This window comes from Paenarthrobacter sp. NPDC091711 (assembly GCF_044756605.1).
Lineage (GTDB): Bacteria > Actinomycetota > Actinomycetes > Actinomycetales > Micrococcaceae > Arthrobacter.
Map to the genome: position 1 here is coordinate 95,212 of NZ_JBIVTF010000003.1, position 26,654 is coordinate 121,865.

28 protein-coding genes are annotated in these 26,654 nt (G+C 62.1%); 13 read left to right on the top strand and 15 right to left on the bottom strand.

Going from position 1 to position 26,654, the window contains the following annotated elements; all coding sequences use genetic code 11:
- Positions 1-229 precede the first annotated feature (229 nt).
- Positions 230-1,543, top strand: a complete 1,314-nt coding sequence (aztD, locus tag ACIQH5_RS06190; RefSeq protein WP_400401236.1) for a zinc metallochaperone AztD — start codon at positions 230-232, stop codon at positions 1,541-1,543.
- 126 nt (positions 1,544-1,669) lie between these two features.
- On the opposite strand, the gene ACIQH5_RS06195 is transcribed toward aztD, so the two are convergent.
- Both ACIQH5_RS06195 and ACIQH5_RS06200 read right to left on the bottom strand, forming a co-directional pair.
- A complete protein-coding gene (locus ACIQH5_RS06195) occupies positions 1,670-2,104 on the bottom strand; it encodes a DoxX family protein (protein WP_400401238.1) in 435 nt (144 codons plus the stop codon).
- Between the two features lie 68 nt (positions 2,105-2,172).
- Positions 2,173-2,760, bottom strand: a complete 588-nt coding sequence (locus ACIQH5_RS06200; protein WP_400401240.1) for an antibiotic biosynthesis monooxygenase — start codon at positions 2,758-2,760, stop codon at positions 2,173-2,175.
- A 41-nt stretch (positions 2,761-2,801) separates the two neighbouring features.
- Between ACIQH5_RS06200 and ACIQH5_RS06205 the strand changes: the two genes are divergently transcribed.
- From ACIQH5_RS06205 to ACIQH5_RS06215, 3 genes are all read left to right on the top strand, one after another.
- Positions 2,802-4,142, top strand: coding sequence for an MATE family efflux transporter (locus ACIQH5_RS06205; RefSeq protein WP_400401242.1), 1,341 nt, complete (start codon positions 2,802-2,804; stop codon positions 4,140-4,142).
- Positions 4,143-4,151: 9 nt separating this feature from the next.
- Positions 4,152-4,736, top strand: a complete 585-nt coding sequence (locus ACIQH5_RS06210; protein ID WP_400401244.1) for a DUF308 domain-containing protein — start codon at positions 4,152-4,154, stop codon at positions 4,734-4,736.
- Between the two features lie 68 nt (positions 4,737-4,804).
- Positions 4,805-5,149, top strand: a complete 345-nt coding sequence (locus ACIQH5_RS06215; protein WP_400401246.1) for a hypothetical protein — start codon at positions 4,805-4,807, stop codon at positions 5,147-5,149.
- A gap of 16 nt (positions 5,150-5,165) precedes the next feature.
- Here ACIQH5_RS06215 and ACIQH5_RS06220 read toward each other — a convergent pair whose 3' ends face one another.
- From ACIQH5_RS06220 to ACIQH5_RS06245, 6 genes are all read right to left on the bottom strand, one after another.
- Positions 5,166-6,068, bottom strand: coding sequence for a class C sortase (locus ACIQH5_RS06220; protein ID WP_400401248.1), 903 nt, complete (start codon positions 6,066-6,068; stop codon positions 5,166-5,168).
- Between the two features lie 111 nt (positions 6,069-6,179).
- A complete protein-coding gene (locus ACIQH5_RS06225; protein ID WP_400401250.1) occupies positions 6,180-7,661 on the bottom strand; it encodes a SpaH/EbpB family LPXTG-anchored major pilin in 1,482 nt (493 codons plus the stop codon).
- Positions 7,662-7,756: 95 nt separating this feature from the next.
- A complete protein-coding gene (locus ACIQH5_RS06230) occupies positions 7,757-10,396 on the bottom strand; it encodes a SpaA isopeptide-forming pilin-related protein (RefSeq protein WP_400401252.1) in 2,640 nt (879 codons plus the stop codon).
- 259 nt (positions 10,397-10,655) lie between these two features.
- A complete protein-coding gene (locus tag ACIQH5_RS06235) occupies positions 10,656-11,279 on the bottom strand; it encodes a hypothetical protein (protein ID WP_400401254.1) in 624 nt (207 codons plus the stop codon).
- Between the two features lies 1 nt (position 11,280).
- The gene (locus ACIQH5_RS06240) at positions 11,281-11,883 is read right to left on the bottom strand and encodes a hypothetical protein (RefSeq protein WP_400401256.1); all 603 of its coding nucleotides are present in this window, start codon (positions 11,881-11,883) and stop codon (positions 11,281-11,283) included.
- Positions 11,884-11,902: 19 nt separating this feature from the next.
- The gene (locus ACIQH5_RS06245; protein WP_400401258.1) at positions 11,903-12,451 is read right to left on the bottom strand and encodes a CGNR zinc finger domain-containing protein; all 549 of its coding nucleotides are present in this window, start codon (positions 12,449-12,451) and stop codon (positions 11,903-11,905) included.
- Positions 12,452-12,522: 71 nt separating this feature from the next.
- Between ACIQH5_RS06245 and ACIQH5_RS06250 the strand changes: the two genes are divergently transcribed.
- Entirely contained in the window at positions 12,523-13,563 is a 1,041-nt protein-coding gene (locus tag ACIQH5_RS06250; protein WP_400401260.1) for an EamA family transporter, read from the top strand.
- Between the two features lie 132 nt (positions 13,564-13,695).
- Here the strand turns inward: ACIQH5_RS06250 and ACIQH5_RS06255 are convergent, their stop codons facing one another.
- Complete coding sequence (locus ACIQH5_RS06255; protein ID WP_011776688.1) at positions 13,696-13,959, bottom strand: WXG100 family type VII secretion target; 264 nt, start codon at positions 13,957-13,959, stop codon at positions 13,696-13,698.
- Between the two features lie 157 nt (positions 13,960-14,116).
- Between ACIQH5_RS06255 and ACIQH5_RS06260 the strand changes: the two genes are divergently transcribed.
- On the top strand, positions 14,117-14,389 hold the full coding sequence (locus ACIQH5_RS06260; RefSeq protein ID WP_024818746.1) for a DUF2277 domain-containing protein: 273 nt from the start codon (positions 14,117-14,119) through the stop codon (positions 14,387-14,389).
- A 73-nt stretch (positions 14,390-14,462) separates the two neighbouring features.
- Here the strand turns inward: ACIQH5_RS06260 and ACIQH5_RS06265 are convergent, their stop codons facing one another.
- The 4 genes from ACIQH5_RS06265 to ACIQH5_RS06280 form a co-directional block, all read right to left on the bottom strand.
- Positions 14,463-16,784: a heavy metal translocating P-type ATPase gene (locus ACIQH5_RS06265; RefSeq protein ID WP_400401262.1), complete on the bottom strand. Its 2,322-nt coding sequence runs from the start codon at positions 16,782-16,784 to the stop codon at positions 14,463-14,465.
- 8 nt (positions 16,785-16,792) lie between these two features.
- Positions 16,793-17,026 (bottom strand): heavy-metal-associated domain-containing protein, encoded by a 234-nt coding sequence (locus ACIQH5_RS06270; protein ID WP_258141763.1) that lies wholly within the window; start codon positions 17,024-17,026, stop codon positions 16,793-16,795.
- Between the two features lie 49 nt (positions 17,027-17,075).
- On the bottom strand, positions 17,076-17,441 hold the full coding sequence (locus ACIQH5_RS06275; RefSeq protein ID WP_105691299.1) for a metal-sensitive transcriptional regulator: 366 nt from the start codon (positions 17,439-17,441) through the stop codon (positions 17,076-17,078).
- A 125-nt stretch (positions 17,442-17,566) separates the two neighbouring features.
- Positions 17,567-19,816 carry an FG-GAP repeat domain-containing protein gene (locus ACIQH5_RS06280; RefSeq protein WP_400401264.1) on the bottom strand — a complete coding sequence of 750 codons (2,250 nt, stop codon included), beginning with the start codon at positions 19,814-19,816 and terminating at the stop codon, positions 17,567-17,569.
- Between the two features lie 318 nt (positions 19,817-20,134).
- On the opposite strand from ACIQH5_RS06280, the gene ACIQH5_RS06285 reads away from it, so the two are divergent.
- On the top strand, positions 20,135-20,539 hold the full coding sequence (locus ACIQH5_RS06285) for a rhodanese-like domain-containing protein (protein ID WP_400401266.1): 405 nt from the start codon (positions 20,135-20,137) through the stop codon (positions 20,537-20,539).
- A 23-nt stretch (positions 20,540-20,562) separates the two neighbouring features.
- Positions 20,563-21,231 carry an alpha/beta fold hydrolase gene (locus tag ACIQH5_RS06290; protein WP_400401268.1) on the top strand — a complete coding sequence of 223 codons (669 nt, stop codon included), beginning with the start codon at positions 20,563-20,565 and terminating at the stop codon, positions 21,229-21,231.
- Positions 21,232-21,240: 9 nt separating this feature from the next.
- Here ACIQH5_RS06290 and ACIQH5_RS06295 read toward each other — a convergent pair whose 3' ends face one another.
- The gene (locus ACIQH5_RS06295; RefSeq protein WP_400401270.1) at positions 21,241-21,918 is read right to left on the bottom strand and encodes a hypothetical protein; all 678 of its coding nucleotides are present in this window, start codon (positions 21,916-21,918) and stop codon (positions 21,241-21,243) included.
- A gap of 202 nt (positions 21,919-22,120) precedes the next feature.
- On the opposite strand from ACIQH5_RS06295, the gene ACIQH5_RS06300 reads away from it, so the two are divergent.
- Positions 22,121-23,131, top strand: a complete 1,011-nt coding sequence (locus ACIQH5_RS06300) for a YdcF family protein (RefSeq protein WP_400401272.1) — start codon at positions 22,121-22,123, stop codon at positions 23,129-23,131.
- 32 nt (positions 23,132-23,163) lie between these two features.
- Here the strand turns inward: ACIQH5_RS06300 and ACIQH5_RS06305 are convergent, their stop codons facing one another.
- Entirely contained in the window at positions 23,164-23,727 is a 564-nt protein-coding gene (locus ACIQH5_RS06305) for a hypothetical protein (protein WP_400401274.1), read from the bottom strand.
- Positions 23,728-23,797: 70 nt separating this feature from the next.
- Between ACIQH5_RS06305 and ACIQH5_RS06310 the strand changes: the two genes are divergently transcribed.
- The 4 genes from ACIQH5_RS06310 (at position 23,798) to ppk2 (ending at position 26,604) form a co-directional block, all read left to right on the top strand.
- Complete coding sequence (locus tag ACIQH5_RS06310; protein ID WP_400401276.1) at positions 23,798-24,367, top strand: GNAT family N-acetyltransferase; 570 nt, start codon at positions 23,798-23,800, stop codon at positions 24,365-24,367.
- A gap of 53 nt (positions 24,368-24,420) precedes the next feature.
- On the top strand, positions 24,421-24,873 hold the full coding sequence (locus ACIQH5_RS06315; RefSeq protein ID WP_400401278.1) for a hypothetical protein: 453 nt from the start codon (positions 24,421-24,423) through the stop codon (positions 24,871-24,873).
- A complete protein-coding gene (locus ACIQH5_RS06320; protein WP_400401280.1) occupies positions 24,870-25,547 on the top strand; it encodes a hypothetical protein in 678 nt (225 codons plus the stop codon). The genes ACIQH5_RS06315 and ACIQH5_RS06320 overlap by 4 nt, the downstream gene beginning before the upstream one ends.
- Before the next feature lie 112 nt (positions 25,548-25,659).
- On the top strand, positions 25,660-26,604 hold the full coding sequence (gene ppk2 / locus ACIQH5_RS06325) for a polyphosphate kinase 2 (protein ID WP_400401282.1): 945 nt from the start codon (positions 25,660-25,662) through the stop codon (positions 26,602-26,604).
- Positions 26,605-26,654 lie beyond the last annotated feature (50 nt).

Below are 26,654 nucleotides of genomic sequence, written 5' to 3' on the forward strand. Positions count from 1 at the left end.
CAATCGGCAACGCGTCTTCCCTGGTGTTTGGCGAGAGGCCATCGACTGAGGATGCGGTGAGAGGGTTCGGAAAACGCTTGCCCGATGGGGATATGTTTAACAGTCCGCAAAAGAGTCAGTCAAGGAATTGACGGGAGAATTTGTTTCTTTGTGTTCTTAAACGTCAAATGTGACAGAGCGGCCTGATGCGGAACTTGCGGACTAAATGAGAATCAATATCATTTAACCCATGCCTCATCACTCAACCCCCATAACCCCTGTCCCGACCCCGCGCAGCCGCCGGTGGCGCACGGTGCCGATTGCCGTCGTCGGGCTCTCAGCCCTGCTTTTAGCCTCCTGTGCCACCCCTGTCGCCTCAGGCGGTAACGCAGCCACTGCAGCACCCTCGGGCAGTTCGGAGCCGAGTTCACAGGAGGCTGGCGCCCCAACTCCCCGTCTCGTTTACACTCACGACGCCGGCATTTCAGTTCTGGATGCAACCTCGCTTGAGCCCGTGGGAAGTGCGGAAATGTCCGGTTTCAACCGGTTGAATCCGGCCGGCGACGGCAGGCACGTTTTCGTGTCCACCGGCGATGCCTTCCGGCTCTTCGACGCGGGCGCCTGGACCGAACCGCACGGCGATCACAGCCACCACTACAACGCTGAGCCCAAGCTGACTGAGTTGGCGTTTGCGGCGGACAAGGCCGGCCACGTGGTGCTGCACGGAGGCAAAACCGTGTTGTTCAACGACGGTTCCGGCAAGGTGGAGAGCTTCGAGACCTCTGCTCTGGCCGCTGCCGCGGAGGACGGAAAACTGCCTTCGACCGACGTCTACACCACGCCAGAGGCGCATCACGGGGTGGCCGTGGAGCTTGAAGATGGCAAGCTGCTGGTGACCCTGGGCAACGAGGAGAGTCGCTCCGGAATTGCGGTGCTCTCTGCCGGGAAGGGCCAGGAGCGCACTGAAATTGCGCGTAATGAGGACTGCCCCGGCGTTCATGGTGAGGCTGTTGCCGCGGGTGAAGCCGTGGTGGTGGGCTGCGAAAACGGGATGCTGATTTACAAGGATGGCGCCATGAGCAAGGTGGCAAGCCCGGATGCGTACGGTCGGCTCGGAAACCAGGCCGGCTCGGAAAAGTCCCCGGTGATCCTGGGTGACTACAAGGTAGACAAGTCTGCCAAGCCGGAGAGGCCCACCCGGATCTCGCTGGTCAACACCCAAACCGCCACGATGCAGTTGGTGGACATCGGCACCAGCTACTCCTTCCGTTCGCTGGGCCGCGGACCGGCTGGCGAGGCGCTGGTACTCGGCACTGACGGTGGATTGCGGGTGATCGATCCGATCTCCGGCGCCGTCACGTCCACCATTCCCGTCGTCGGCGCGTGGGAGGAGTCTGCTACTTGGCAGGACCCGCGTCCCACTCTCTTCGTTCAAGGCTCGACGGTGTTCGTCACCGAACCGGCCACCAGCACCATCCACGCGGTGGACCTGAAGACCGGCAAGGTGAAGAAGTCTGCTCAGCTGGAGCACGTGCCGAACGAGCTGACCGGCGTCACGGGCTAGGATCCTCTCTCACATCCCAATGCTTAAACGCCAACGGTCTCTCACTTTCCTGAAGGAAGTGAGAGACCGTTGGCGTTTAGGGGCTGTTATGTGAGAGAGCGTCGGTGGGGGCTGACGCGGTGCCGCCTAAGCCAAGACGCGAAGCTTGGAGCCGGAGCGGCCGAACAGGGCGGCGTCGGCCGAGATCCTGCCCGCGCCAGCCAGTGCCAGGGCCAACGCGGCACCGGCGAAGAGCAGCACAAGTTCGTAGCCGCCGTTGCCGACGAAAATGCCGGCAGGGGCGTGTACCAGGAACAGGGCGCCGAGCATGTTGACGGCCAGGAGGGCCGCGAAGACGCGGGTCAGGAAGCCGATGATCAGCGCGATGCCGCCCACCAGCTCGAGTGTTGCAACAATCGGGGCTACTGCCGAGGCGCCGGGCACACCCATTTGGGCGAACGATGCCTGCGTGCCGGCAATGGTGAATTCGTTGAACTTCTGCCAACCGTGCGCGGCGAAGAGAAATCCTGCGATGACACGCAGGATGGTCAGGGCTGTGGTGGTCAAGCTGGACTTGTTCATGTCTTAAACCTTTCCGAAGATAGGTTGAAGTGTCAACTAATTGAGGACTTTTATGACCAAACTCCCAGCTAAGAAGCCTGGGTCCGTCGCTTGCTTCGCGGCTTCGCCTGAAGCCAAGGCTGCAGCAGCCGGGTGGTGATGGGCAGGAAGATGTACGTCATCAACGGCGTGAGGATCACGATGTTCAGCAGGACCGCGAACACCAACGGCCAGTTCTGAGTCAACGGATGCAACAGGAAATTAGCCAACAGACTCAGCGGGAAAAACGGCAGGAAAATGCTGATGGCTTGTTTCCAGCGTGGCGGCACCACCGTTTCGGGCACCACTACCGAGACATCTCCGGGCCGCGAGAACCAGCCTTCAATCCCCGTATGCCGCTCCACCCGCGTGGTCTCCATCATGTCCCTGGCGCTATCGATCCACCAGCGGCGCTCCTCGGAGTCTTCCCATTCCTGCAGCGAATCGGCGTCGGCGAAACGGTAAAGCATGTGCCATTCAGTGGAGTCCACCCCGTTGCGCACCCAGCCCGACCCCAGATATCCGGGCCATTCGCGGGCGAGCTCCTGGCCGGCGTGGGCCCAGGCGTTGGCTTGCCGGGTATAGCCGGGGAGGATAGTGCGGGCTACAGAAACGGTGACGGGATGCTCATGTGACACGGCCCAAATGTACCCGGCCACCGGCGGACTAGGCTTGTTTAGTGCCTCAAACCACAATCACACCCACCCGCTCCAACGCCCGCGAGATCCTGCGCCTGGCCGTCCCAGCCTTCGGTGCGCTCATTGCCGAGCCGCTGTTCCTGCTGGCCGACTCCGCCATCGTGGGGCACCTGGGCGTCGACCAACTGGCAGGCGTCGGCCTCGCATCCACCATCCTGCACACCGCTGTGGGGCTCATGGTCTTCCTGGCATATTCGACGACGCCGGCGGTGGCCCGGGCGATCGGCGACGGTAAATTGGGGAAGGCTTTGGCGGCAGGGCGCGACGGCGTGTGGCTGGCCCTGCTGCTCGGATTGGCGCTCGCCGTGGTTGGTTTTGTGGCGGCCGAACCCCTAGTTGGCTTCATGGGGGCCACTGGCGATGTTCGGCAGTTCGCCGTCGATTACCTTCGCTGGTCCATGCCTGGCTTGGCCGCGATGCTCCTCATCTTCGCCGGCACCGGCGTCCTCAGGGGGTTGCAGGACACCCGGACTCCGCTGGTGGTGGCAACTGCTGGATTTGCCGTCAACATCGTCCTCAACCTGTTTTTCGTCTACGGGTTGAACATGTCCGTAACCGGCTCCGCAATCGGCACGAGCATCGCACAATGGGCCATGGCGGCCGTCTACTTGGTGATGGTGAGCCGGAACGCACGGCATCACGGGGTCTCCCTCAAGCCCGACTGGCACGGTATCCGGGCCATGACCAAGGTGGGTTCGTGGCTCATGCTGCGGACTCTGAGCCTCCGCCTTGCCATTCTGGCCACCGTCCTGGTGGTGACCGCACAAGGTGCCGTGAACTTGGCCGCGCACCAATTGGCCATGACCATTTTCTCCTTCCTCGCTTTTGCCCTGGACGCACTTGCCATCGCGGCTCAGGCCCTGATTGGGAAGGAACTGGGCGCCAGGAACGCCCAACGCGTCCGTGAACTGACCCGCACCATGATCCGCTGGGGCCTCGGGTTCGGTGTGATCACCGGCGTGCTCCTGGCCATTGCGGCGCCGTGGGCCGGATACCTCTTCACCTCCGATTCCGGCGTCCGGTCCGCTCTCACGGTGGCGCTTTGGGTCCTGGCGGTGGGACAACCGCTGGCAGGGTACGTCTTCGTCCTGGACGGAGTCCTCATCGGCGCCGGCGACGCACGCTACCTGGCGATTGCCGGCGTCGTAAACCTGGTGGTCTATTTGCCGTTGCTGGTGGCTATCAATCAGACAAGGCCCGACGGCGAGGCGGGGCTCTTTTGGTTGTGGGCCGCGTTTGCGCTCGGCTACATGCTGGCCCGCGGGGTGACTTTGGGGCTTCGCGCACGGACGGATCGATGGATGGTGCTGGGTTCGCACTAAACTGGACGGGTGACTCTCCCAGCGACTCCTGCCCAGACTCCTTCTGCCCCAGTGGACGGACTCTGGAAACCCGTGCTGATCCGCGCCACGGTTGCCCTGGTGTTCGGTGCGATCACCATCTTCTGGGCGGCTCCGTCCGTACACGTCCTGGCGTGGGCCGTGGGCCTGTATCTGCTCGCAACCGCAGCGGCTGTGTGGATGTCCCGCGCATTGCCAGTTGCCGTTCCGGCGGTTGTTGCGCTCGGAGGTATCGCTGCTTTGGTCACGCAATCTGATGAGGGCGTTGCGCTCTCGGCCATGTTTGCGCTGCTGGTGCTGGGCCTCCTTGAGTTCGTCCACGGCCTCCGCAAGCGGGATGCGTTGGCGCGCGACTGGCTCATTTCAGGCGTCATTGCCGTGGGCACTGCCGTGCTGCTGCCGTTCTTTACGTCCCTGGGCGCGCATGCGCTGTTGGGTGTGGCAGGCGGTGGGGCCATCATTTCCGGCGTGCTGTGGATCTTGTCCGGGCTGACGCTGCGGCACGAGGCCAAGACCGCTGCCGGCGGGCCGGCCCAGGCTGCTGCTCCCGGCGCTTCGCCCGAGGCCGTAAACTAGTAGCTGGACGTTCTACTCGTTGTAGAACTTTTGCTGACCGGCGGAGACCAACCGCCATCATTGGAGGAATGACCGTGGCAGACCAGACACCAGGAGAACCGCGCAAGATGCGGACCTCGGTCAAGGGACCCCTCATGTTCTCCGCGTTCTTTGCAGTGCTGGCCTTCGTTGCCGTGCTGATCTTCGCGTCCGGTGGCAGCGCAAAAGCCCCGCGGTTCGACCTCGCCTTCACAGGCGCGGGCATCGCATTCATTGTGAGCCTCGTCGTAGCGGCCATGTTGTCCATGAGCCACAAGGAGAACGCCGACCACCTCGGCAAGGGATCCGGCGTCAACCTCAGTTCCAAGCGTCCAAGCCACGGCGGCCCGGGTGCTCCGAATGACGGGCCGGAAACGCCCGACGCCGGCCACTAACCTTTCGGGCGCTTCCTCACCTTGGGCGGGGGAGCGCTTTTTTGCGGGGGCGGGTGACTACCACCGCGAGGACCGCGGTACCAACGAGGGCCAGCGCCCACCAAGGGAAGCCCGGATCCATTGCCTGGCTGGGCAGTGTTTGGGAAGAAGCTGCGGCTGGAGCGTCAACGCGCTCGCCACGCACCAGCAGTCTGTGGCTGTTGACCCCTGTGGGTGTGCACGTCACCAGCGTGACGTAGTCCTTGCCCTCGACTTTGCGGAGATCGTCCGTTTCCTCCGGCAGAACCGTTTTGATCTGATCCACTGAGTAATAGAAAGACTCGCCGGGCACTGTCACGGAGAAGACGTCGCCTTCGCGCACCTGATCCAAGTCATCGAAGAGAGTTGCGTTAACGAAGCCTGAGTGGGCCGTGAGGACGCTGTGGGTTCCCGTTCCGCCAACCGGCAGGCCGGAGCCGAATAAGTGGCCGGCGCCCTTGGAGAGCGTTTCTTCATCGGTGCCGTGGAAGATGGGTAAGTCCGAGTGGATGGAGGGGATGCTGATGCGTCCCATCATGCCGCCGGGTCCGACGTCGAGCATTTTCTTGTAAGCGTCCGAACCTGCTCCAACCACCGTTTTCTCGCCTTGGTTGTTCAAGGAGTACGGGTCGCGCAGAGGGCCGGACGGCAGCTCCTTGTTGAACTGCCGGGCTTCGTCCAGAAGGGTCTTTTGGGCTGACGGGGAAAGGTTCTCCACGCTGTCCACATAGCCGCTGATCTGAGTGGCATGAACCCGGTCGGAGAACCATGCAGCGGCGGTGGGATACAGCATCACTCCCACCCCCAGAATTGCGACGACAACGATGATGATGCGCTGGGCGCTCCATCCGGTGCGGAAACTGCGCTGCGGCCACAGTTTGGTGTCTTGGTGCTTTGACATGAGGGTCCTGGGGGATTTGTGCTCTGGGGTAGCAAAGCGGGGAAGAGCGCGCGTTTGGCGTTCTTCCCCGCTTTGGTGTTCACACTGCGAACCTTTGCAGGTGGGCAGTGACTAGCTGTTGGTGCTGCGGCGTGAACGGACGAACAAGAGTCCGGCGCCGGTTACCAGGAGTGCGCCAGCTACGTACAGCAGGCCGGTTCCCACACCACCGGTGAGAGGCAGTTCGAAGCCACCGTTGGACGGGATGTTCTTGACCTCAAGGTCAACACCCACCGTGGTGCTGGTGGAGTTGATCAGGAAGGAGATCGGCTCTGCGAGCAGCTCGTAGCCTTCCGGGGCGGTGGTTTCCACCAGGTAGTACGTGCGGAAATCGGCGGAGCCGGGCAGTACTGCGGCGCCGTTGGCCCAGTCGGAGTAACGCAGACCGGAGACCGTCAGGGTTCCGTCAGCAGCAACGGTGAAGGTGCTTTGGCCGTTGAGAACAATAGCGTTGGTTCCGGCCAGAGCATCAGCCTGGTTGGCGTAGACCGAGAAGGAAGCGCCGGCAAGGGCAGCGCCGTTCTCGTTGGTCTTCAGGAGGGTCATCTCGCCCCACTTGGTAACAACCGGGGGAGTGACGATGGGGCCGCCGGGCTGGCCGGGAACGGTGGTGAAGCTGCCCAGGTTCGGGTAAACCATGGCGTCATTCTCGATTTCGCCGATGGTGTTGACGGCGGTGTTTACAACAACCTGTACCTTGGTGTCGTTGTTGGCAGCCAGCACTGCGAGGCCTGCGGGGGTGAAGACGATGGAGACCGTGTTGGTGGCAGCATCGAAGGCAACCGTGTAGTGGGTGCCCTCGGTGATGACCGTGCCATTAACCAGTGTGGCGCTGGCATCAAGGTAGGTCAGTTTGTCGTCCAGCTGGTCCACGATCTTGTAGCCGTCAATGACTGCTTCGTTCGGGATGTCACCGGTGATGGTGAAGTCGATCTGATCGCCGAGCTTGACGTCGGGAGCATCCGTGACGGTCTTCTCGGCACCCGTGATGGAGTTCTTGGGGTACACATGGACGTCGTAGATCCAGTTGTCCTTGTTATCCGGGTCAGTCAACGGCACTGAAACCAGGAACGGAGCTGACGGGGTCACGCCGGCCGGGTAGTTGGTTTCCGTTACCAGGTACAGGCCGACGGGGAGGTTGCCGAACGATGCGGTGCCCGCGGCGTCGGTGACCTGAGCGGTGCCGGATCCCAGAGTGAACCCTGCACCTGTGATGGATCCTGCGGGATCGGCGGGGGAGAAGACGCTGCTCAGGTTGTGGGCAGCGTCCCAACCGGCATTGGTGGACAGATCGATGGCGTTGACCTGCTGAATGGTGAATTCGATGCCGGCCAAGGCGGTCAGTCCCGTGGTGTCCACGGCCGTGCCGTTATTGGGCAGTCCGGTGGGGGTGTCCGGGCGTTCGAACTTGTGAACGGTGATGGAACCAATCTGGTCTCCGTCGACCAGCGGGGCGGCTGAGGCCGGGGCGGCGGAGAAGGACATTGCCAAAACCGCTCCGGCAATCGTGGTGGCGGCGGCCTTCCAAAGGCGCCGGGAGCTTTGAATACTCACTGTTTTCCTCTTTCATGGGTGATGATGCGATGCTCGGGAGCGAACATTTCCGGGGTTGATGCCTGCCGCTTTTGCTGCAGGCCGGGGGGTGACGTTTAGGGGTGGTTTCGGGCGCGCCGGGCACTGTTGGATGCAAGAACCATGGCCACCAGAAGCAGCGACGTTCCAGCAGCCGCAAACGGCCACCAGCCGACGCCACCGGATTCAGGCATCTTCAGCGCGGGCACATCGCGGACAGTGACCAGGAAGATGCCGTTGCCGTCGGCGTCGCTTGTTGTCACGACTCCGCCACCGCTTCCCTGGCCGAGCGTCACGGCACCGTTGGAGGCCACGGTGAACTGCACGGCTTCGGCCAACAGGTTGAAGCCGTCCGGAGCTGTGGTCTCTTCGAGCCAGTACACGCCCGGCTGGATGCCTTCGAGCTGGAATTGGCCGGTTTGGGACGGGATGGGAGCCACCGTGAAGCTGGTGTTGACTGCACCCGGGACTCCGGCTGCATCATTGTGGATGGCCCAGGTGGAGCCGGCCATGGGAACCCATTCCTCATCGGATGATTCACCCAGCTTTTCGATGAGGATCTTGGCCGGTGTCAGGTGGGTTGTGGTGCACTCCGGAGCCAACGGCGTGGTGCTGGTTGCGCAGCGGACGGGCGTGACACTGCCAGCACCGGTGACCACGTTGACCAGCTGCGCGCTCCAAGCATCCGCCTTGACGGTGACTTTGTAGCTGAGCACTGCAGTCTGACCGGCCGGAAGTGTGAACGGCTGGGTGGTCAGCGTGGTGGACGGAGCCACAGGATTGGCGACGGCGACCGGTGCCGCGGTGCCGATGGTCAACACTGCGGATCCCGGAACGAACGTGGCCTGATCCAGGACATCGGCAAGGTTGTCAGTGAGGACAACGTTAGTGATCTGGCCGCGGTTGCTGGTGGCGGTCACGGAATAGGTGATGGTGTCGCCGGGCTTCACCCATTGGCCGTTCGAGGAGTTACCGCCCACTGTGGCGGTCTTGGCGATGGTCCATTGGGGATCCACGGGTGTAGTGACCGTTGCGGAGCATCCAACCCCGGGCAAAGGTGGGCAGGCCGGATCCACGGTGGGAACCGAGGCGGTTGACCCGGGAACCGGAAGGGGACCGCCGCCTGGCATGTTGGGAACAGCCGTCTGGGCTGCAGGGGCAATGGTGGCCGTGTTGGTAATGCTTCCGGTGGTACCCGCCGCCACGGTGCCCTTGACCGTGTAGGTCAAGGTCCCGCCAACGTTAATTCTCACGGTGCCGGAGATGCTTCCGGTGCCGCTGGGTGCGTTACAAGCGGTGGGTCCGGCCGGCGGAAGATTCGAGGTTCCCGCGACCGTGACGGCACAGGTCCACGACGCACCGGTGATGGACGCGGGCAAAGGATCGGTAAATACAGCGTTGACAGCATCGCTGGGTCCATTGTTGTGGACTACCACCGTGTAAGTGATCGGCTGACCCGGGATGTAGGAAGCGATGTTGGCACTCTTGGTGATGGAAAGGTCCACCACCGGCCGGACGGTCAAAGTGGCCGTGCCGGGCGAGAAAAGTCCCGTGATGGTGGGGAAGTTATTAGTGCAGTTGGGAATCGCTGTTCCGTCGTTGCCCAGGCAACCGGAGTTGTTGTAAACACCAGGGGTGTTGCTGGTGACGGTTACCGTGATGGTGCACGATGAGCTGCCCTGTGCGAGGTTCCCCGTGACGTCCACAGTTCCGCCGGTGACTGTGCCCGCTGTACGGACGCATGTGCCACCAAGCGGGCCAACTGCAGTGAGGCCGGCGGGCAGGGTGTCAACGAAGTGCCAGCCATTTTTGGCCATCAGGTCGCTGGTGTTGGTGACGGTGTAGGTCAACGTGGTGTTCTGGCCCTGAAACATGCTGGTGGGGCTGAAGGCCTTATCCAGCTGCGGCGTAACGTCCACCAGTTGCGGAAGGTCGAATCCGACGTCGTTACCCGTGCCCGTCGCCTGCAGGTTCCTGACGCGGACACCAAGTGTTGGGGTGGTGCCGGTGAGTGGGACTTGGATGGCGCCCGACTGAAGCTTGGCTACGCTGTAGTTGGTATTGCCGTAGTTGATGACCTGCCGGCTGGGATCGGCGCATGGGTCCAGATTTGAACCGACCACCGTAGGCACCCCGTTGATGAGGATGGAGAATTCCTGGCGGGCGTGGTTGGAGAAGCAGTTCGTTTCACCGAAGATTCCCGAAATCGCATAGTAGTGGCCGGCGATTGTAGGAATAGTGTTCTTGGTGGTTTGGAGCTGAAGTCCTGCCGGCTGGATGCCAGTGACAGTGTTCGTGTATTCGCTGAGGATCTGGTTTTGAGCGGCCTGAGCGTCGGTCATGCCTTGGTACTTGCCCATGACAAAGGCCATGTCGCGGAGGAAGTTGATGGCATTGTTGCGGCCGCATTGATCGTTGTTGACGATGATCCCGCCGTTGGCGGGCAACGGAGTGCTCTGCCCCAGGATCCATCCGTTGCAGGCCTGGGCGCCGGGAAGCCAGGCGGTATCTGCCGTGTACTGCTCGTTCTGGGCCGCCGCGCCGCCGGTGTAGGAACCCAGGGGAATGGGTGCGGTGGCCGCACTCATGTTGGAGAAGTCTTCGCTGTAGATCAAGGTGCCAGGCTGGGTGACGCCGGGGGAACCAGGCAGGGCAATTCCGGGGGTGGGAGCGTTGACCACTCCATAGGCCGTCATTCCCACCACAACGAGCAGCACGCAGGCCAAGAGAGCTACAAAAGATCTGCTCTTGCCCTCACCCCGCCCACTCTGATGGTGGGCACAATTGTGCTCAAACTTTTGCCGCATGGAGTCCCTTTTCCTGATGCCTTGGCCAATTAACCCTGTGGAAAGGGCTGCCCTTTTGTCCGTTACTGAGGGGTAAGTACGGCCAGACTGGAAATCATGATGCGACAATGAGTGTGACGCTGATCACACTAAGGTTGAAGGAGGGGAAGGCGGGTCCGGCGGGTGGTTTCTAAGAACCGGCGCGGTTCGCCCAGCGCAGCGGCAACGAAGCGTTGACCAGGAGGAACGCCAAAAGAAGCCAGCCGCCGCACATGAGGGTGGGGTCCGGCGCGAACGTGTCGTAGGGGATTCCGTCCACTTCGCCGAGCTGGCGAACGGTTTTGACGCACCCGGCGATGACGAGGCCCACGGCAATGGCTGCGATGGAGATGTAGGCGCGCCCGTTGCCTGCCCACCAGCGGTTCAGCGCCGGGACCAAGCGAAGCGGTAAGCCGATAGTGATTGCTCCTGCAATGGCTGCGATCGGCATCAAGGCGCTGGCCAGCATCAAGCCGATCATGCTCAGTAACCCGTCATAGGCCACCATAAAGGCCACCTGCATGATGAACCAGGTAGGCGCGAGCACTGCGAAGGCCAATGCCAGCTGGCTGACCGGCATCATGCCTGCGGTTCCGTAGCGATTGCGGGGAAGGCTGTCCAATGTCCGAGGTTGGGGTGCCGGTCTTGCCGGGGGCTGTGCCGTTGATGCTTCGAAGCGCTGCCAGTTGGCGTCTTCGAACCGCGATTTTGGGCTGACAGGGTAGTGCGGGGGCCCTTGTGGGGAAGGAGCGGACTCCTCGTCTCCGCTGGTCATCTCAGCTATTTGTAAATTGGGCCTGAGTGGTGGTGCCGCCAGGAGCCGCCCGTCCCGGCACCCCTCCTCCTCCTGCCTGGTTTCCGCTGCGCCTGTACCAGCGGAGTGGAAGCCAGGAATGGGTGATGAAGAATCCCAGAACCAGCCATCCTGCATAGAGCATTGTGGCGTCCGGGAGGACAGCGTTGTAGGGAATTCCATCCGCGATGCCGGTCTCTCGATGCTTGATGAGCGATCCTGCGACAAGAAAGCCATAACCAATGGCTACGCCTAGTAGGCCCGCTTCTCCGTTTCTGGTCCACCAGCGCTGAAGCTTTGGAACGAGGCGGAGAGGTAGCCCTATTACTACGGCTGCGAAGATCGTAAAGGAGGGCGCGAGTACCGTAGTTACACTCAGGCCGAGCAGGGTCAAAATCCCGTCATAGGTGATGGTCAAAGAGAGGTGGATGTAGACCCACAGAGGCGGCATCACTATAAATGCGATGGCGATTTGGATGGGTAGGGCCCTCCAGACCCACGGCTGCCGGGAGGCGGGTGGGGTCTCAAGTGGGTGTGGTCCGGCGCCGGCGCGGCGTGGATCTGCGGTCAGTTCTTCTCTCCCCATGCCGTCATTATGCCCGGTACTACTCGCCCTCGGCGGCCTTCCTTGCGCGATATGCCGCGACGTGGGCGCGGTTGGCGCAGTTGCCGGTGTCGCAATAGAGCTTGGAGCGGTTGCGGCTGAGGTCCAAAACCACGGCGTCGCAGTCCTCAGCCGCGCACACGCGCATCCGGTCCATTTCCCTGCTTCGGATCACATCAATGATGGCCATGGCAGCCTCGGTGCCCATTCGGTCTGCCAAAGGTGCTTCCGGTGTTGTGGCATGAAGGTGCCAGTCCCAGTGGTCATGTTTGACGAGTTGCGGGAGCGCTTTTGCATCGGCGAGCAACTTGTTGACGGACTTCGCCGCCGTGTCCTCGTCCGCGCTCCACAGCGCTGCCAGCTCGCTGCGCAGACGCTTGATGCTGTTCAATTCCGCTGGCGTATTGACCCGTGAGCCCGTGAACTCTTCGGCGTCCAGGAACGAGTCGAGGTCCTTTACGGTGACCAGTGCTTCCTCGCCGTTGGCGGCAGTGTTGATGAGGTTGACGACGCTACGGAGGGCAACCTCGGTGTCAGGCGCAAAAAGCACTTTGACTCCTTACATGTTTCGGGAGTACTGTCATGACCATAAGCCCACTTTACTCCTGACAGGAGGCTGCTGTGTCAGCTCCAACGACGAAGGCTGATGCAAAGAGTTTCCTGGCATCAGGACTCGGCATCGCACTTTTTTCCTCGGCTGTTTTCGGTACGTCCGGCTCGTTCGCCAAATCGATGCTGGAAACCGGCTGGTCACCCGGCGCCGCAGTTGCCGTGCGCCTCACCGGTGCCGCACTGATCCTGGTGATTCCCGCCGTCGTGGTTTTGCGCGGCCGCTGGCACCAACTCAAGGACAACTGGCTCACCATCCTGTTGTTTGGCCTGATCGGCGTAGCGGGCTGTCAGCTTTTCTACTTCAATGCCGTGGCCCGGTTGTCCGTGGGCGTGGCTTTGCTACTTGAGTATTTGGCTCCAGTGATGATTGTGCTGTGGCTCTGGATTGCCAGCAGGCGCCGACCCCGGGCGCTCACCGCGGCCGGCGCGCTGCTGTCCCTGGGTGGCTTGGTTTTGGTTCTGGACCTCACTGGTGCCGTGAAGGTGGACTTTGTTGGTGTCCTCTGGGGCATGGCCGCAGCCGTCTGCCTGGTGATCTACTTTTTCATCACCGCCAAGGAAAATGACACCCTGCCCCCTCTGGTACTCGCTTCCGGTGGCCTGCTGGTAGGTGCGCTGGTGATGTGGCTCGTGGGCCTCCTGGGTTTGCTGCCCATGACGTTCAGCACCGCGGACACGACGCTGGGTCCGTGGACCACGCCTTGGTGGGTCTCCGCCGTCGGGCTGATCATCCTGGCCACAGTGCTCGCCTACGTCAGCGGCATCATGGCCGCCCGTAGCCTGGGGTCGAAAGTGGCATCGTTCGTGTCCCTGACCGAGGTGCTCTTCGCCGTGATCTGGGCCTGGCTGCTCCTGGGCGAACTCCCCGGGCCCATTCAACTACTGGGTGGTCTCCTGATTGTGGGCGGCGTGGTGTTGGTTCGCGTCGATGAGTTGCGTGGGGATCGCCGGGCGACTCTTGCCGGCCAGGAAGCTGCCCGCGTTTTGGATCACCCCAATGACGTTGAACCCGTCCCTACAGGGCGGGATACCGAAGCGCCGCGCGGATAACGCGTTGTGGGGCCTGGTCTGCGTTCTAAAACTGCGGAATAGGGCGCAGAGCGGGCCTCGCAACGGATTGACCAAAGGGGATTAACGGCGAAAACCCCGGACGCTGTTGCGTCCGGGGTTTTCCCAACTGTCTTAGTTGGAGGCCTGCTGCTGCTGCTCAGCGTTCTTCTGAGCGCGATCGCCGGCTTCGCGAAGTGCGTCGGCAACCTTTTTCAGGTTCGAAGCGTGCTGGCTGTCCCACTCGCCGCGGAACTTGTCGGCGTCCGGGCCCTTCCAGTCGGTGCCATCAAGTGCGCCCTTGAGCTGTGAACGCTGCTGCTCAATGTTCTCAGCACCGGCCTTCAGCTTGTTACCGAGCTGACGAAGCTGATCAACATCTGCACCCCAAATAGCCATGAGATTCTCCTTCATTTTTCGGACCCGAGCTCTTCGGCATCCCCAGCGGCCTCCGGCTCATCCGGAAGATCCAATAACTAAAACCTATCCCGGGAATCCAAAAACCGTCGATGGGCACCCCTCCCCATGTAGCGCTGCCCATAGTTAGCATGGGGTTATGTGCCGCAATATCAGGACCCTGCATAACTTCGAACCGCACGCCACGAGCGCCGAAGTGGAGGCCGCTGCCTTGCAATACGTAAGGAAAATCAGCGGATCCACCAAGCCCTCCAAGGCCAACGAGGAAGCCTTCGCGGAGGCCGTCCACGAGATCGCGCATATTACGCAGCATCTCCTTGACTCCTTGGTGAGCCATGCCCCGGCGAAGAATCGTGACGAGGAAGCCGCCAAAGCCAAGGCCCGGGCTGCGGTCCGGTTCGGGGCTGCTTAGCCTCGGCCCTCACAGCAGACAGCAGTTGCAGGTGTTCCGCGGCCCGGAACACCTGCAACTACACCAGTCAGGTCTACTTCCCGAACGAGCGCAGCCTCAGCGAGTTCGCAACCACCAGCACGGAGCTGGCCGCCATTGCTGCGCCGGCGATCATCGGATTCAGGAATCCTAGTGCTGCCACCGGGATGCCAATCGCGTTGTAGAAGAAGGCCCAGAACAGGTTGGTCTTGATGGTGGACAGGGTCTTGCGCGACAGCTCAATCGCCTGCACCAGCTGACCAAGATCACTGCCCATCACGGTCAGGTCCGAGGCTTCGATGGCAACGTCAGTTCCCGAACCCATTGCTATACCAAGGTCCGACTGGGCCAAGGCTGCGGCATCGTTCACGCCGTCACCAGCCATGGCGACCGTGGCACCGGAAGCCTGAAGCTTCCGAACCGCCTCAACTTTCCCCTCCGGCAGGACGCCGGCGAACACATCTTCGGGTGAAATTCCGACGGCGGCAGCCACTTGGGCGGCTACTGCGGCATTGTCTCCGGTCAGCAGGATGGGGCGGATTCCCAGGTCCTTAAGCTTCTGGATTGCTGCTGCTGAACCGGGCTTGATGGTGTCCCGCAGGCTCACGATCCCCGCAGCCTCGCCGTCCACGGCAACCCAGATGGCTGTGGCGCCACCGTTTTCTTCTGCCGCCAGTGTTTCCCGTTGGGTCGAATCGAGCGGGATGCCGTTCTCCTCGAGCCAGCCGGAACGTCCGACCACCACGGTCTTGGAGCCTCCCTCAAGTGAAACGGTCCCCCTCACACCGCCGCCCGGAGCGGAACTGAAGCCGTCAACACCCGGGAGGGTCCCGGCGTCGGGCATGGCGTCCTGTGCTGCAGCCGCTATGGCATGCGCGATGGGATGCTCGGAGGCTGATTCAACAGCCCCGGCCAAGGTCAGGACGGTTGCCGGTGCGTAGCCGTTCAAGCCCAGGGTGTGGTCCACGGCGAGCTTGCCACTGGTGACGGTGCCCGTCTTGTCCAGCAGGATGGTGTCCACATGGCGGGTGTCCTCAAGAACCTGCGGGCCCTTGATGAGGATGCCCAATTGAGCTCCGCGGCCCGTCCCCGTTAGCAGCCCGACCGGAGTGGCCAGGCCCAGGGCGCAAGGGCAGGCAATAACCAGGACGGCTACAGCTGCCGTAAAGGCCGCGTTGAGGTCGCCCGAGAAGAAGAGCCACAGAACGAACGTCACCAGGGCGATGACCAGCACGATGGGTACGAAGACGGAGCTGATCCTGTCCGCGAGCCGCGCAATGGGCGCCTTGCCCGTCTGCGCCTGACTGACCAGCCGGCCCATCTGAGCCAGGGTGGTGTCCGAGCCCACACGCGTGGCCCGGACGAGCAGCCGGCCGGAGGTGTTGATGGTAGCGCCCGTCACCAGGCTGCCCGGCCCAACCTCCACAGGCACCGATTCGCCCGTGACCAGTGAGGCGTCGACGGCGGATGAACCGTCAGCGACCACGCCGTCAGTGGCGATCTTCTCACCAGGGCGGACAACAATGACGTCGTCCACAAGGAGTTGATCGGCAGGGATCTTCCGCTCAACGCCGTCCACCAGGATGGTTGCGTCCTTGGCGCCAAGATTCAGCAGTGCCTTGAGCGCATTGCCAGCTTTGGCCTTGGCATTCGCTTCAAGGTAGCGGCCAAGAAGCAGGAAAGTTGTGACCACGGCTGCGACCTCGAAGTAGAGGCCCCCGCCGGACATGCTTTCCATGCCGGGATGCTCGGTCATGCGGGGATCGGCGAACAACTGCCATGCCGAGTAGAGGTACGCGGCGATCACGCCGATGGAGACGAGTGTGTCCATGGTGGAAGCGAAATGCTTGGCGTTGATGGCCGCTGCCCGGTGGAAGGGCCAAGCCGCCCAACTCACAACGGGCAAGGCCAAGGCGCCGGCGACCCATCCCCAGTTGGCGAACTGGAGGGCGGGAATCATGGAGATTGCAAACACGGGAATGGTGAGCAGCGCCGCTACGATCAGGCGCGGGCGGAGAGTCGACGCCGAGGGGCCATGCTCCATGTGATCCTCGTGCCCAGCGTGCTGTGCTTCCGGAGCCTCGTTTGGGTGGTGGTGCTCGTGTTCATTGCGTTCTCGGGTGTGCGGCGGTGGGGCGTGGCGGACCGTGGCTTTGTAACCCGTCGCGTTGACGGTGTCCACAATCTGCTGATCTGACACGTTTGCCGGGACTGTCACATGGGCTGATTCAAGGGGCAGGTTGACGCTGGCCTCCACGCCCTCAAGTTTGCCCAGTTTTCGTTCCACTCGATTGACGCACGAGGCGCAGGTCATGCCCTCGATGTCCAGTTCGATAACCCGTTGTGCGGGATGGTTGAAAGTCTCCTGGCTACTCAAGACGACTCCTAAGCTTCGTTGGCTACCACCAGGTAGCCGGCTTCTGCCACGGCCTCACCGATTTCCGACGGCGATAGCTGCTTGGTTGATGTGATGGTCACGGTGGACAGGCCGCCGGGATTGAGGTCTACTGCAACGTTTTCGACGCCGTTGAGTGACTCAAGTTCTTCGCTCACGCTGGAGACGCAGTGGCCGCAGGTCATACCTGAAACATGGACGTTGGTCTGGATGGTCTGGCTCATGGCGGACTCCTTGGTGGTGAGTTGAATGGTGTGGTGGTTGTTGGCGGAATTACCGCAGCAGGCGCCCGATGGCATCGGTGGCCTCCTTAACTTTGGCGTCGATCTGTTCGGCGCGGGCTTCCGGGTTGGGCTCGGAGGCAGCACCCACGACGCAGTGGCCGATGTGCTCCTCTACGAGTCCCAGGCTGACGGCATGGAGGGCCTTGGTGGCGGCGGCTATTTGGGTGAGGATGTCGATGCAATATTTGTCATCCTCCACCATGCGGGCAATGCCGCGGACCTGCCCCTCGATCCGTTTCAAGCGCTTGAGGTACGCGTCCTTGTTGCTGGTGTACCCATGTGGCGCCGCGTGCTCCAGGTCAACCTCGATGATGGGGGCGTCCGGATGGCTCATGCTCAGGTCTGGCGTGCTCATGGTTCGAAGCTATACCCATAGGGGGTATGGAGTCAAGTACCCCCAGGGGGTATCTTGAAATCAAAAAGCACTGGGCGTCATGCTGACCGCCCAGTGCTTCGATGTGTATCTACTTTGATGTGTATCTAGAAGACCGCCGTAAGAGCGCCCCAGCCCCAGCCGACAGCCGAAGAGCCCTTCCAGGCACCGCAACCGAGGCCGCAGCCGTTGATGCCCGTGCCATTGCCCCAGTACATGGTCATAGTGCCGTTGGCGTCGATGCCGAAAACATCCGGGCTTCCATCGCCGTTGAAATCGCCAGGGCCGCCTGCTGTGATTGCCGAATTCCAACCTGTACCAACGGTACTGACGGGCATGTCCGCAAATCCCTCTCTAAGCCCGTAATAGACCTTGAGCTCGCCGGACGTAGTCTGGGCCAGGATGTTGGTCTCGTGATAGCCCATCCACCACCCGGGGGTTATCAGTCTGGAGAAGCCACCCCATCCCCAGCCCACTGTGACGGGCGTCCTCCAGCCACCCGCGCCGTCGCCGGGGTACAAAATCAAGCGGTCGGCCTGATCCTTTGCGAGGAGGTCGTTTGCGCCATCGCGGTTGAAGTCGCCGGGGGTCACGATCTCCTTGAATCCCTGCCACCCTTGGCCGATTTGCCGGCTGCCCTTCCAGCCTCCGGTGCCATTGCCGGAGTAGAGGAATAGCTTGCCGGATCGGTCACGCCCAATGACATCGGTGGCGCCGTCGCCGTCGAAATCGCCAGGAGCCAGGAGAGTGTCAAAGATGCCCCAGCCGCGGCCGATGGTTTGGGCGGGCAGCCAGCCGCCCTTGCCGTTACCGGGATAGAGGAGCAGATCTCCGGAAGCCGTCCGGGCGAAGAGGTCCGCGGTTCTGTCGCCGTTGAAGCCCTCGCCCCGTGGGGCAAGTGGTACGGGGACCTCCGTGGTGACGGTGGTTTGAGTGAGTGGCTCGTACATGACCGTCACGTCCACCGTGAGAATATGTCCTAAATCGGCTTTAGTTACGGTGTAGATGGCGTTCCTTGCGCCCGGAATCACAGCCCCGTCTCGTTTCCACACATAGCTGTATGTGGGTGTGCCGCCCTCGGGATACACCGTTGGTGGCATCGACCATTCCGGATACACCTGCCCGCCCAGAGATGCTTTCCCCTTCATAAACATGAGGGCGGTGCTGAGTTGCCTCGGCATGGGGCCGATCGGCGGGGACGTCACCGTTGTGGGGAGGCGGTCAGCGGCCCGGGCGGTCACCCTTAGGGTGAGAACGGAGCCTCCAATGGGTCCACCGAGGAGTGAAATGCCGTCGTAGAACTCCTCCACAGGTTGGCCGTCCTTGAACCATTCGTACTCCAGTTTTGCGTCCGAAGGTTCGGTGACGCCCACGTCGGCCGTCGGGTAGGTTCCCAGAGCGTAGTCGGTGGCAATCTTGACGCCGGACGGGAAGGAAATCGGCATGAGCACTTTGTGGGGATTAATTACCTGGAAATCACCCTCTTCCAGGGCTGACCACGTCTCCGGGAATGGCTTTTCGGACCCGGATCCGTCATGTCGGCCATCGCGATAGTAGGTGACGAAGGAACCGCCGAGATAGGTAACCCGGGCTTGAGTCAGTGTGTATCCGCCGTCGAACGTCGCTGCCGTGACAGGTCCTGTGGCCGTTCCGCTGGCGGGAGACGTCGACGCCGGACCACTCCAGGTGAGCGTGACATCGGATGGTCCGGACTGGCCGGAATCGTTGATGTAGCGCAACTGCACTTTTTGGGCGGGCAGGCCTAGAGCGAATTGCACGGCGGCATTCTGTCCGGGCACAACGGGGCTCGAGGGACCGGAAAGCATTGTCAGAGCGGGGGCCCTCCGAGGGAGCGCGGGATTGGAGACAGCGAAATCGAAAGCCGAGAGTGGCCCTATGGAATTCGCTCCTCCGCCCGTTGTGCCGTAGGAGAAGACCGCTCCCTCGCGCAGGAAGGAGATGGGGTACTGCATTCCGGCGACCTCGACACGAACGTTTTGGATAGTCGCCTTACCTTCCGGCCATTTTTCCGCTGGTATTTCCAGTGCGACAGTCCCTGAGGTTGTCGGTGTCGAAGATGTCCACACTCCGGAGTAAAGGCGGAACTCGCCGTGGGCGTCTGAGGCAGTGACCTCCACGCGGCTCACCGGCTTCGAAGCCGTGAAGTCGAACAATGCGGGCTGCCCTGCTTGTGCCGTAAACGGTGTTGTGCGCTGGAAAGTAAACACCAGCGGATCGGCTGCCGCAGCTGGCTTGCCTGGTACCACCAGAAGCAGCGCTGTCATCACAGCGGCGAGGACGACGGCGGCGTATCGCCGAACGCGGGCAGGCGAAAGTAAGGAAGAGCGAGAGTCCACGAAATCCCCCAAGAAGCGGCCGGTGCGTCGGCCGGTGAAAGTGATGGCTTAGTCTACCAACGCCGGAGCCGGGGCGCTCAGTTCGCCGCGCTCCCGCGCCTCAGCGCCATTTCCGGAGTGTTCTGGTCCAGCCCCGAGGGCCGGGACTACGATGAGTTCCTGACCCGATTCAACGGCTCACACTTGGCACGGCTTGATGCGCCGTGGCAGCTGAGGCCGGGGGCTGATGGTTGGAAACGGGGAATAGGACGCCGAACAGCTCGTGAGGAACTGAGTGACTACAGAAGGCAAATCTGCCCACGATTCTTTGGAGCTCGTATGAGCATGAGCGCATCGGACTTCTTTCGCGCCAAGCTGCAGTGCGAGATCGACGTCATGGAGGTAGCTGAGTCCGAGCCCGGCTCGTTGGTCGTGGTGGACACGCGCCGTCAATCCTCGTGGGATCACGGACATATTCCAGGAGCCGTACATCTTCCGACGGCTCAAATACCTGCCCTCGGACGGGATCTCGTCCCTGCCGGTTCCCACGTGGTGGTCTATTCCTGGGGTCCAGGGTGTAACGGCAGCACGTTCGCTGCGCTCGCCTTCGCGGAACTCGGTTACTCCGTGAAGGAGATGATCGGCGGAATTGAGTATTGGATCAGGAATGGGCTCCCGGTGGAAACCGCCGCGGGGATCGTTCCCAGTGCGCCGGATGCGCTGGTGACAGCACACAAGTCTTAGACAAATATGGTAAGGCGGGAAAGATGGCGGTTTTCGTACTGATTCACGGTGGTGGTTCAACAGCGTGGGACTGGCACCTGGTCAGCCCACTGCTTGAGGCATCAGGGCATGAGGTGGTGGCCGTCGACCTGCCCATCGAAGACAAAGCTGCCGGGCTTGACGACTATACCCGTGCAGCGACGGAAGCAGTTGGCGATGCCCAGCACACCATCGTAGTGGGGCACTCACTGGGCGGCTTCACGGCGCCTTTGGTCTGCAACGAACTCCACTCCGACGGTCTGGTGTACCTCTCGGCAATGATTCCGATGCCGGGCGAGACCTTCGGCGACTGGTGGACCACCACGGGGCACGACCGCGAAACCATCCCTGAGGAAGCGTTTTTCAACCTGGTGCCGGAAGAGTTGGCCAAGGAAGCCGCTCGCAGGGAGCGGGACCAGCAAGGCGCATGGATGTCCGCCCCCTGGCCTGGCCAGCATCCTGAGGTGCCCACCTTGGCGATTCTGTGCCGTGATGACCAGTTCTTCCCGGCTTCCTTCATGAGGCGACAGGTTCAGCAGCGCCTTGGAAGCGAACCCGTGGAAATCCCAGGGGGCCATTATGTGACGCTGAGCCATCCGGAGGCTGTAGCTGCGGCCCTCAACGACTTTGCCCGAAACACCGCGCAGGAACAGTCAGCCCGGCAGCGGCGCTAACGAAAGCTGCTAGGCAGGCTTGACGTACTCAGGGTCGATTTCGGTTGGCTTTGCCCGAACAATGCTCTGGGCGTCGGTGACACTGGACGGCTCGGGGGCGGGCACGAACAAAGCAGTAGGCGGCTTGGCGGTACTGCAGTCCAGATCGGGAAGTGTCACCACGCTGCTGATGCGCAGCTTCCCACCGGCGATGTGCTCCATCCGGAACATCACACCGGAAGCATTCAAGTCATTCGGCACCTCACCCGTTTCAGATGCCCAACGCACCACACAGCCCCGCAGCTCGGCAGTGCCGGCGTCCCGGCCAGGTTTGATCTCCAGGGGGAGAAAAGGATCGGGCCCCGGGCGGATGTCAGGGCGTCGTTTCTGCGCGACATCGTTCAGCGGGTGCCTGGAAAGACGAACGCGGAGGTCCAGGCTGGTGGTCTCCACCAATTCGGGCAACGTGAAATCCGTAATGTTTTGCGCGACAGCCTGGGCCTCGAGCGACTTGCGGGCAGCAATGACCCAAGGATCGGCCTCTATGGCCTCGCTGGGCGCGGTTCCTTGCCATTCAATTGCCGGGTAAGGGGGCGTGGGCTTCTTCTCTTCGCCGCACGCTGACAGCCCGCCGGTTACAGTGACCAGCAGCAGCGAGGTGGCAACAGCATTGAGATACCGCGGCCGGGATGTCCTTGCGTGGCTCATGATCAACCCCTAGTTTGCGTTTTTTCGCCTATCGAATCTACCACGGGCGGGTCGAGGCCCGGGGGTCAGGAAGTTGCGGCGCCATGGACGGCTTGCCGGTGGCGGGCCCGACAACTCGAAGTGAGGCCGCCGTCGTCGTCGGTTTCGATGGCATCAAACGCCCGGCCGCCGTTACCCTTCGCCCAGCGCATAGGCTTGGATCATGCTGAACCTGGTCCTTGGTCTTCTCTTCGCGGGGCTGTTCCTTGCCTCGTTCCAGTCGGACCGGCGCCGGCTCCGCAACGGGGTTCTGTTGCTTGTGGCGGCGTGGTTTCTGCTGCAGGCCCTGTTGGACTTCCTCATTGACCTCAATCCATGGTTCGAATGGCTGAACCTGTTGGTTTTGGTGGTGCCCGTGGTGAGCATCTTTGTGTTTGCGGGCTTCCTGATCGCCAACGGCGTCACTATGGTCCGCCGTGAAGGCCCGGGAATCACCAGCTTCCTGCCGGTCGCGGTAGGGCTCGCAGTGTTCCTCGCGCCGGTGGTCGCGTTCCTTTTTGTGCTGAGCGGGCAGCCGGTCCTTACTGGTCTCGCAGCGTTGGCCTTCTTCCTATGCGCCTATCTGGGGTGCGCGTTCGTGGTGTTCCTTGGGTACGCCTTGTTGTATTCCCGCATGCGTTTCAGTGCGAATCCCGCGGCCGTCATCGTTCTCGGTTCCGGGCTGATCAACGGCAAAGTCCCGCCGTTGCTGGCCGCACGCTTGAACAAAGCCTTGGAAATTTACGACGGCGGCAGCCCGGCCAAGCCGGTTTTGGTGCCTTCCGGGGGTAAAGGCCCGGATGAGCCCCGGCCCGAGTCCACCGCCATGAAGGAGTACTTGGTGGCCAAGGGAGCGGTTGCCGCGGACGTGTTGGAGGAGAACCAGGCCACCACCACCCGCGAAAACCTTGCGTACTCCGTAGCACTGCTCGCTGACAAGGGAATCCAGGGACCGCTGCTGGTGTGCACCAACAACTACCACGTGCTCCGCGCGGCCCTCTTGTCGCGTCGGCAGAAGATCAACGCCGAGGTGGTGGGTGCTCCCACCGCCAGGTACTTCGTCCCCAGCGCCTTCCTCCGGGAGTTCGTGGCCGTGATGAGGGACAACCGCCTGACCAACATCATTCTTTGCCTGCCGATGTTCGGGATTGCCCTGCTCATCACCGTGGCAGTGATGAATTCGCCGGTGGTGTAGAACCGCGGACAGGGAGCCCGGGAGCCAGGGCGTTAGGGGTCAGGGGTGCAGCCGGGCGGGTTGGAGTTACCGCTGATGGAGAAGTCCCCACAGGTCAGGAAGTGTTCCTGAAGGACGCCCAAGGTGTAGGCGACGGCGAGGATGGCCAGGGCTGCGATCACCAATACGGCGCGTCGTGGGCCGGAAAGGTCTTCTCCGAAGCCGGGCCACAGCAACTGCGTGATCACCCATACGGCAAAGGGTAAGCCCAGGATGGCGACCAAGATGCCGATGAGGTCCGCGATGAGTTCAATACCGCTTTCAGTGTCCGATGGTGAGAAGAAACTGAGGACCAGCCATAGTGAGGGAACTGATAAGGCCGCGGCCTTCCAGAGCCGGCCGCGGTAGGGGCGCGCTTGGATGAGGACAATAACCAGGCACGCTGTTGAGACAGCCCACACCCCCAGAAGCTGATCGAAGAACAGCGTTCCCCATGCTCCGAGCGTAAACGCCGGCCACCACAGCGAGGCGCTGATCCCTACAAGGACCAAACCTGCTGCTGTGTTGCCGGGCTTAGGGGTTTCAGCAGTGCTCCGTCCAGCGGCTGTGGTGTCCATGCGGACAAGGTAGCACTCAGGGCCTTCGGCCAAGAACGGGCTTGAAGGCGCTCTCGGGTAGGGTCGGTCCATGTTTACCCTCGTCGCTCCCCATACCTCCTATCATCAGTCGTTCCTCGAGTCCCACCGTGAGTGGGACGGCGCCCACCAGGACGGTGCCGCCGTCTTCCTGGCGGAGGACGTCACCAGCCCCGAGGGTTTCGCCGCTTGGGTAGGCAAGCTGCTGGACGCTGAAACCGCGCCCGAGAAGGACGGTATTGTTCCGTGCACTTTTCGCTGGATTACCGAGGGCCCACGGTATGTGGGTGCCATCGCCTTCCGGCACCATCTGACTCCGGCCCTCCTGAACTCCGGCGGGCACATCGGCTACGGAATTCGGCCTTCGGATCGCGGGAGGGGGGCGGCTTCCTGGGCGCTGCGGGAACTGTGCAGCCAGGTGGCCGAGCAGGGGGAATTGGATCGCGTTCTGCTGACGTGTGATGACCACAATGCGGCATCGGCTAAGACCATAGAGCGTTGTGGTGGGCTGCTTGAGGACGTGCGCACGGACGAGGATGGGGACCTTTTCCGCCGTTACTGGATTGAGCTGCGCGCGGCGGACATCAAGGCCGCCGCCGTCGGGACAGCCCCTACAAACTAGTCTTGTCACCCTAGGGTTGACACTGCGGCACATCCCGGCGCACTATGGGATGCATGAGCAGTCAACCCCGGGGTGACAAACCCGTCGTCGCCGATCCACAGTGGCAGCAGGTCCTTACACACCGGGCTGCGGATGATGGCTCGCGGGATGTCGCAGCCGCTAGATTTACCGAACGCGGCATCACCCCGGAGCAGGTCAGCGCCGTCATCGCCGATGGTGGGGACGCCCTCTATTCCGCTGCCGCCGGGGGCGAGCCGGGTTGGGCGGAACCGTTCGGTGGCCCGCTCGCCGTCGCTCTCCTTGCAGCGGAAGTCAGCATTTTCGCAGCGCATCTGAACTCAAGGGCCTCCGGAGTCAGGTCAGCAGCAGTCGCCGAACTCCTGGATGAATACAGCGCCGTAACCGTAGCCAGCGAGCTCGGTGTGGCGCGCCAGAAGGTCTACGAAATCGCCAGAGCGGGTCTCCGCCCGCCATACATCGAGCAGGTCCCGTGGAGGGCGTCATGAATCCCATCGAAGAAAAGGTCCAATTACCGGACCCGGAAACCCAGTTCCTTGTCCATCCCCTGGACCTCCCCGGAGCCCGTAAGGAATTCCTGACGGGCTGGTGGCTGGGAATTGTTGCCACCCCGCAGGTCTACACGGCACTTCTGGCCTTCTTTTGGGCCGTCAGCAACAACTACGTCACGCCCGTCCTGGTCCCCCTGGTGCTGGTGGTGATTGCGGGATGGATCAGCTCCAAGCTCACCCGTGGCGCATGGGACTACATCCCCCGGAAGCGCCATGACAAGGACCGGCGGATGACGGTGATGACCATCGCTGCCTCGCTCATCACGTCGCTTGCACTTTTCGCGGGCCTGCTGACCTTCATGGTGTGGACCGCATCGCAGGACCTGGTGCCGGGCTTCAGCGCTTATCCACTGGGAATGGGTGTGGCGATTGTTGTGATCATGGCCGGAGAGTTGGTGGTCAAACTGGTGCGGTACCGGTCAATTGAGGTGGCTTCTGACGCCATCAGCCTGGTTGTGGTGGCCGGTGCTGTTGGACTCGGGTTCGGAATACTCCCCGCCGGGCGTGAACTCGCGCCCCTGGACCTGCTGCCCGGCGCCGCAATACTTCTGGGCGTCTGGTTGAGCTGGCTGCTCTTCAGGCAGGTGGAGGCCCGCCGCAACCACGGCTAGCCGTCGGGTACTCGTTCACGTTCCCGTCACCCAGCACTGTTAGGCTGCCGCGCACTACCCGTAGACGGCGGACACCCGCAGGCCGCGCACACTCACAGACCAGGAGCACCGCATGACGGAGGCAAGCCCATCAAGCCCAACAGGCGCATCACTGGACGATTGGTGGGTCAGGGACAACCTGCGCGAAACCATTGACCATTTGGTGGAGTTGGGCTACACCATCAGCGGAGGGCAAGGGGAGGACCCGGACCTGATCGATCCCGGCGGATCAGCAGTGGAGACGTGGAACGAGGATTACCCCTACGAGCAGCGGATGACCCGCGATGAGTACGAGATTGAGAAGTACCGCCTGCAGATCGAGCTCTTGAAATTCCAGTACTGGGGTCAGGACCTGGGACTCAAGCATGTGATTGTTTTCGAGGGACGAGACGCCGCCGGTAAGGGTGGCACCATCAAACGCTTCAACGAGCACTTGGATCCCCGGTCTGCCCGGACGGTGGCACTGGCCAAACCCTCGGATCGCGAGCAGGGCCAATGGTACTTCCAGCGTTACATCCAGCACCTTCCCACCGCAGGTGAGATCGTGATGTTCGACCGCTCCTGGTACAACCGCGCCAACGTTGAACGCGTTATGGGGTTCTGCACTGACGATGAATACGACACCTTCATGGGCCAGGCCCCGGTGTTCGAAAAGATGCTGGTGGACGCAGGCATCCACGTCACCAAGTTCTGGTTCTCCGTGACCCGGCAGGAGCAGCGAACCCGTTTCGCCATCCGACAGATCGACCCCGTCCGCCGCTGGAAACTCTCGCCCATGGACCTGGCATCGCTGGATCGTTGGGACGACTACACGGACGCCAAGGAGCGGACGTTCCTGCACACGGACTCGGATCACGCCCCGTGGATCACCATCAAGTCCAACGACAAGAAGCGCGCCCGCATCAACGCCATGCGCCACTTCCTCAACCAGTTCGACTACGAGGACAAGGACCACTCGGTGGTCTACGACGCCGATCCGCTCATCCTCCGCCGCGGCCGCGACGCCGTAGGCGACTAACCTCAGCGATTGACGCCAAAAGTTCGACGTCGGCACTCACCGTGAGTGCC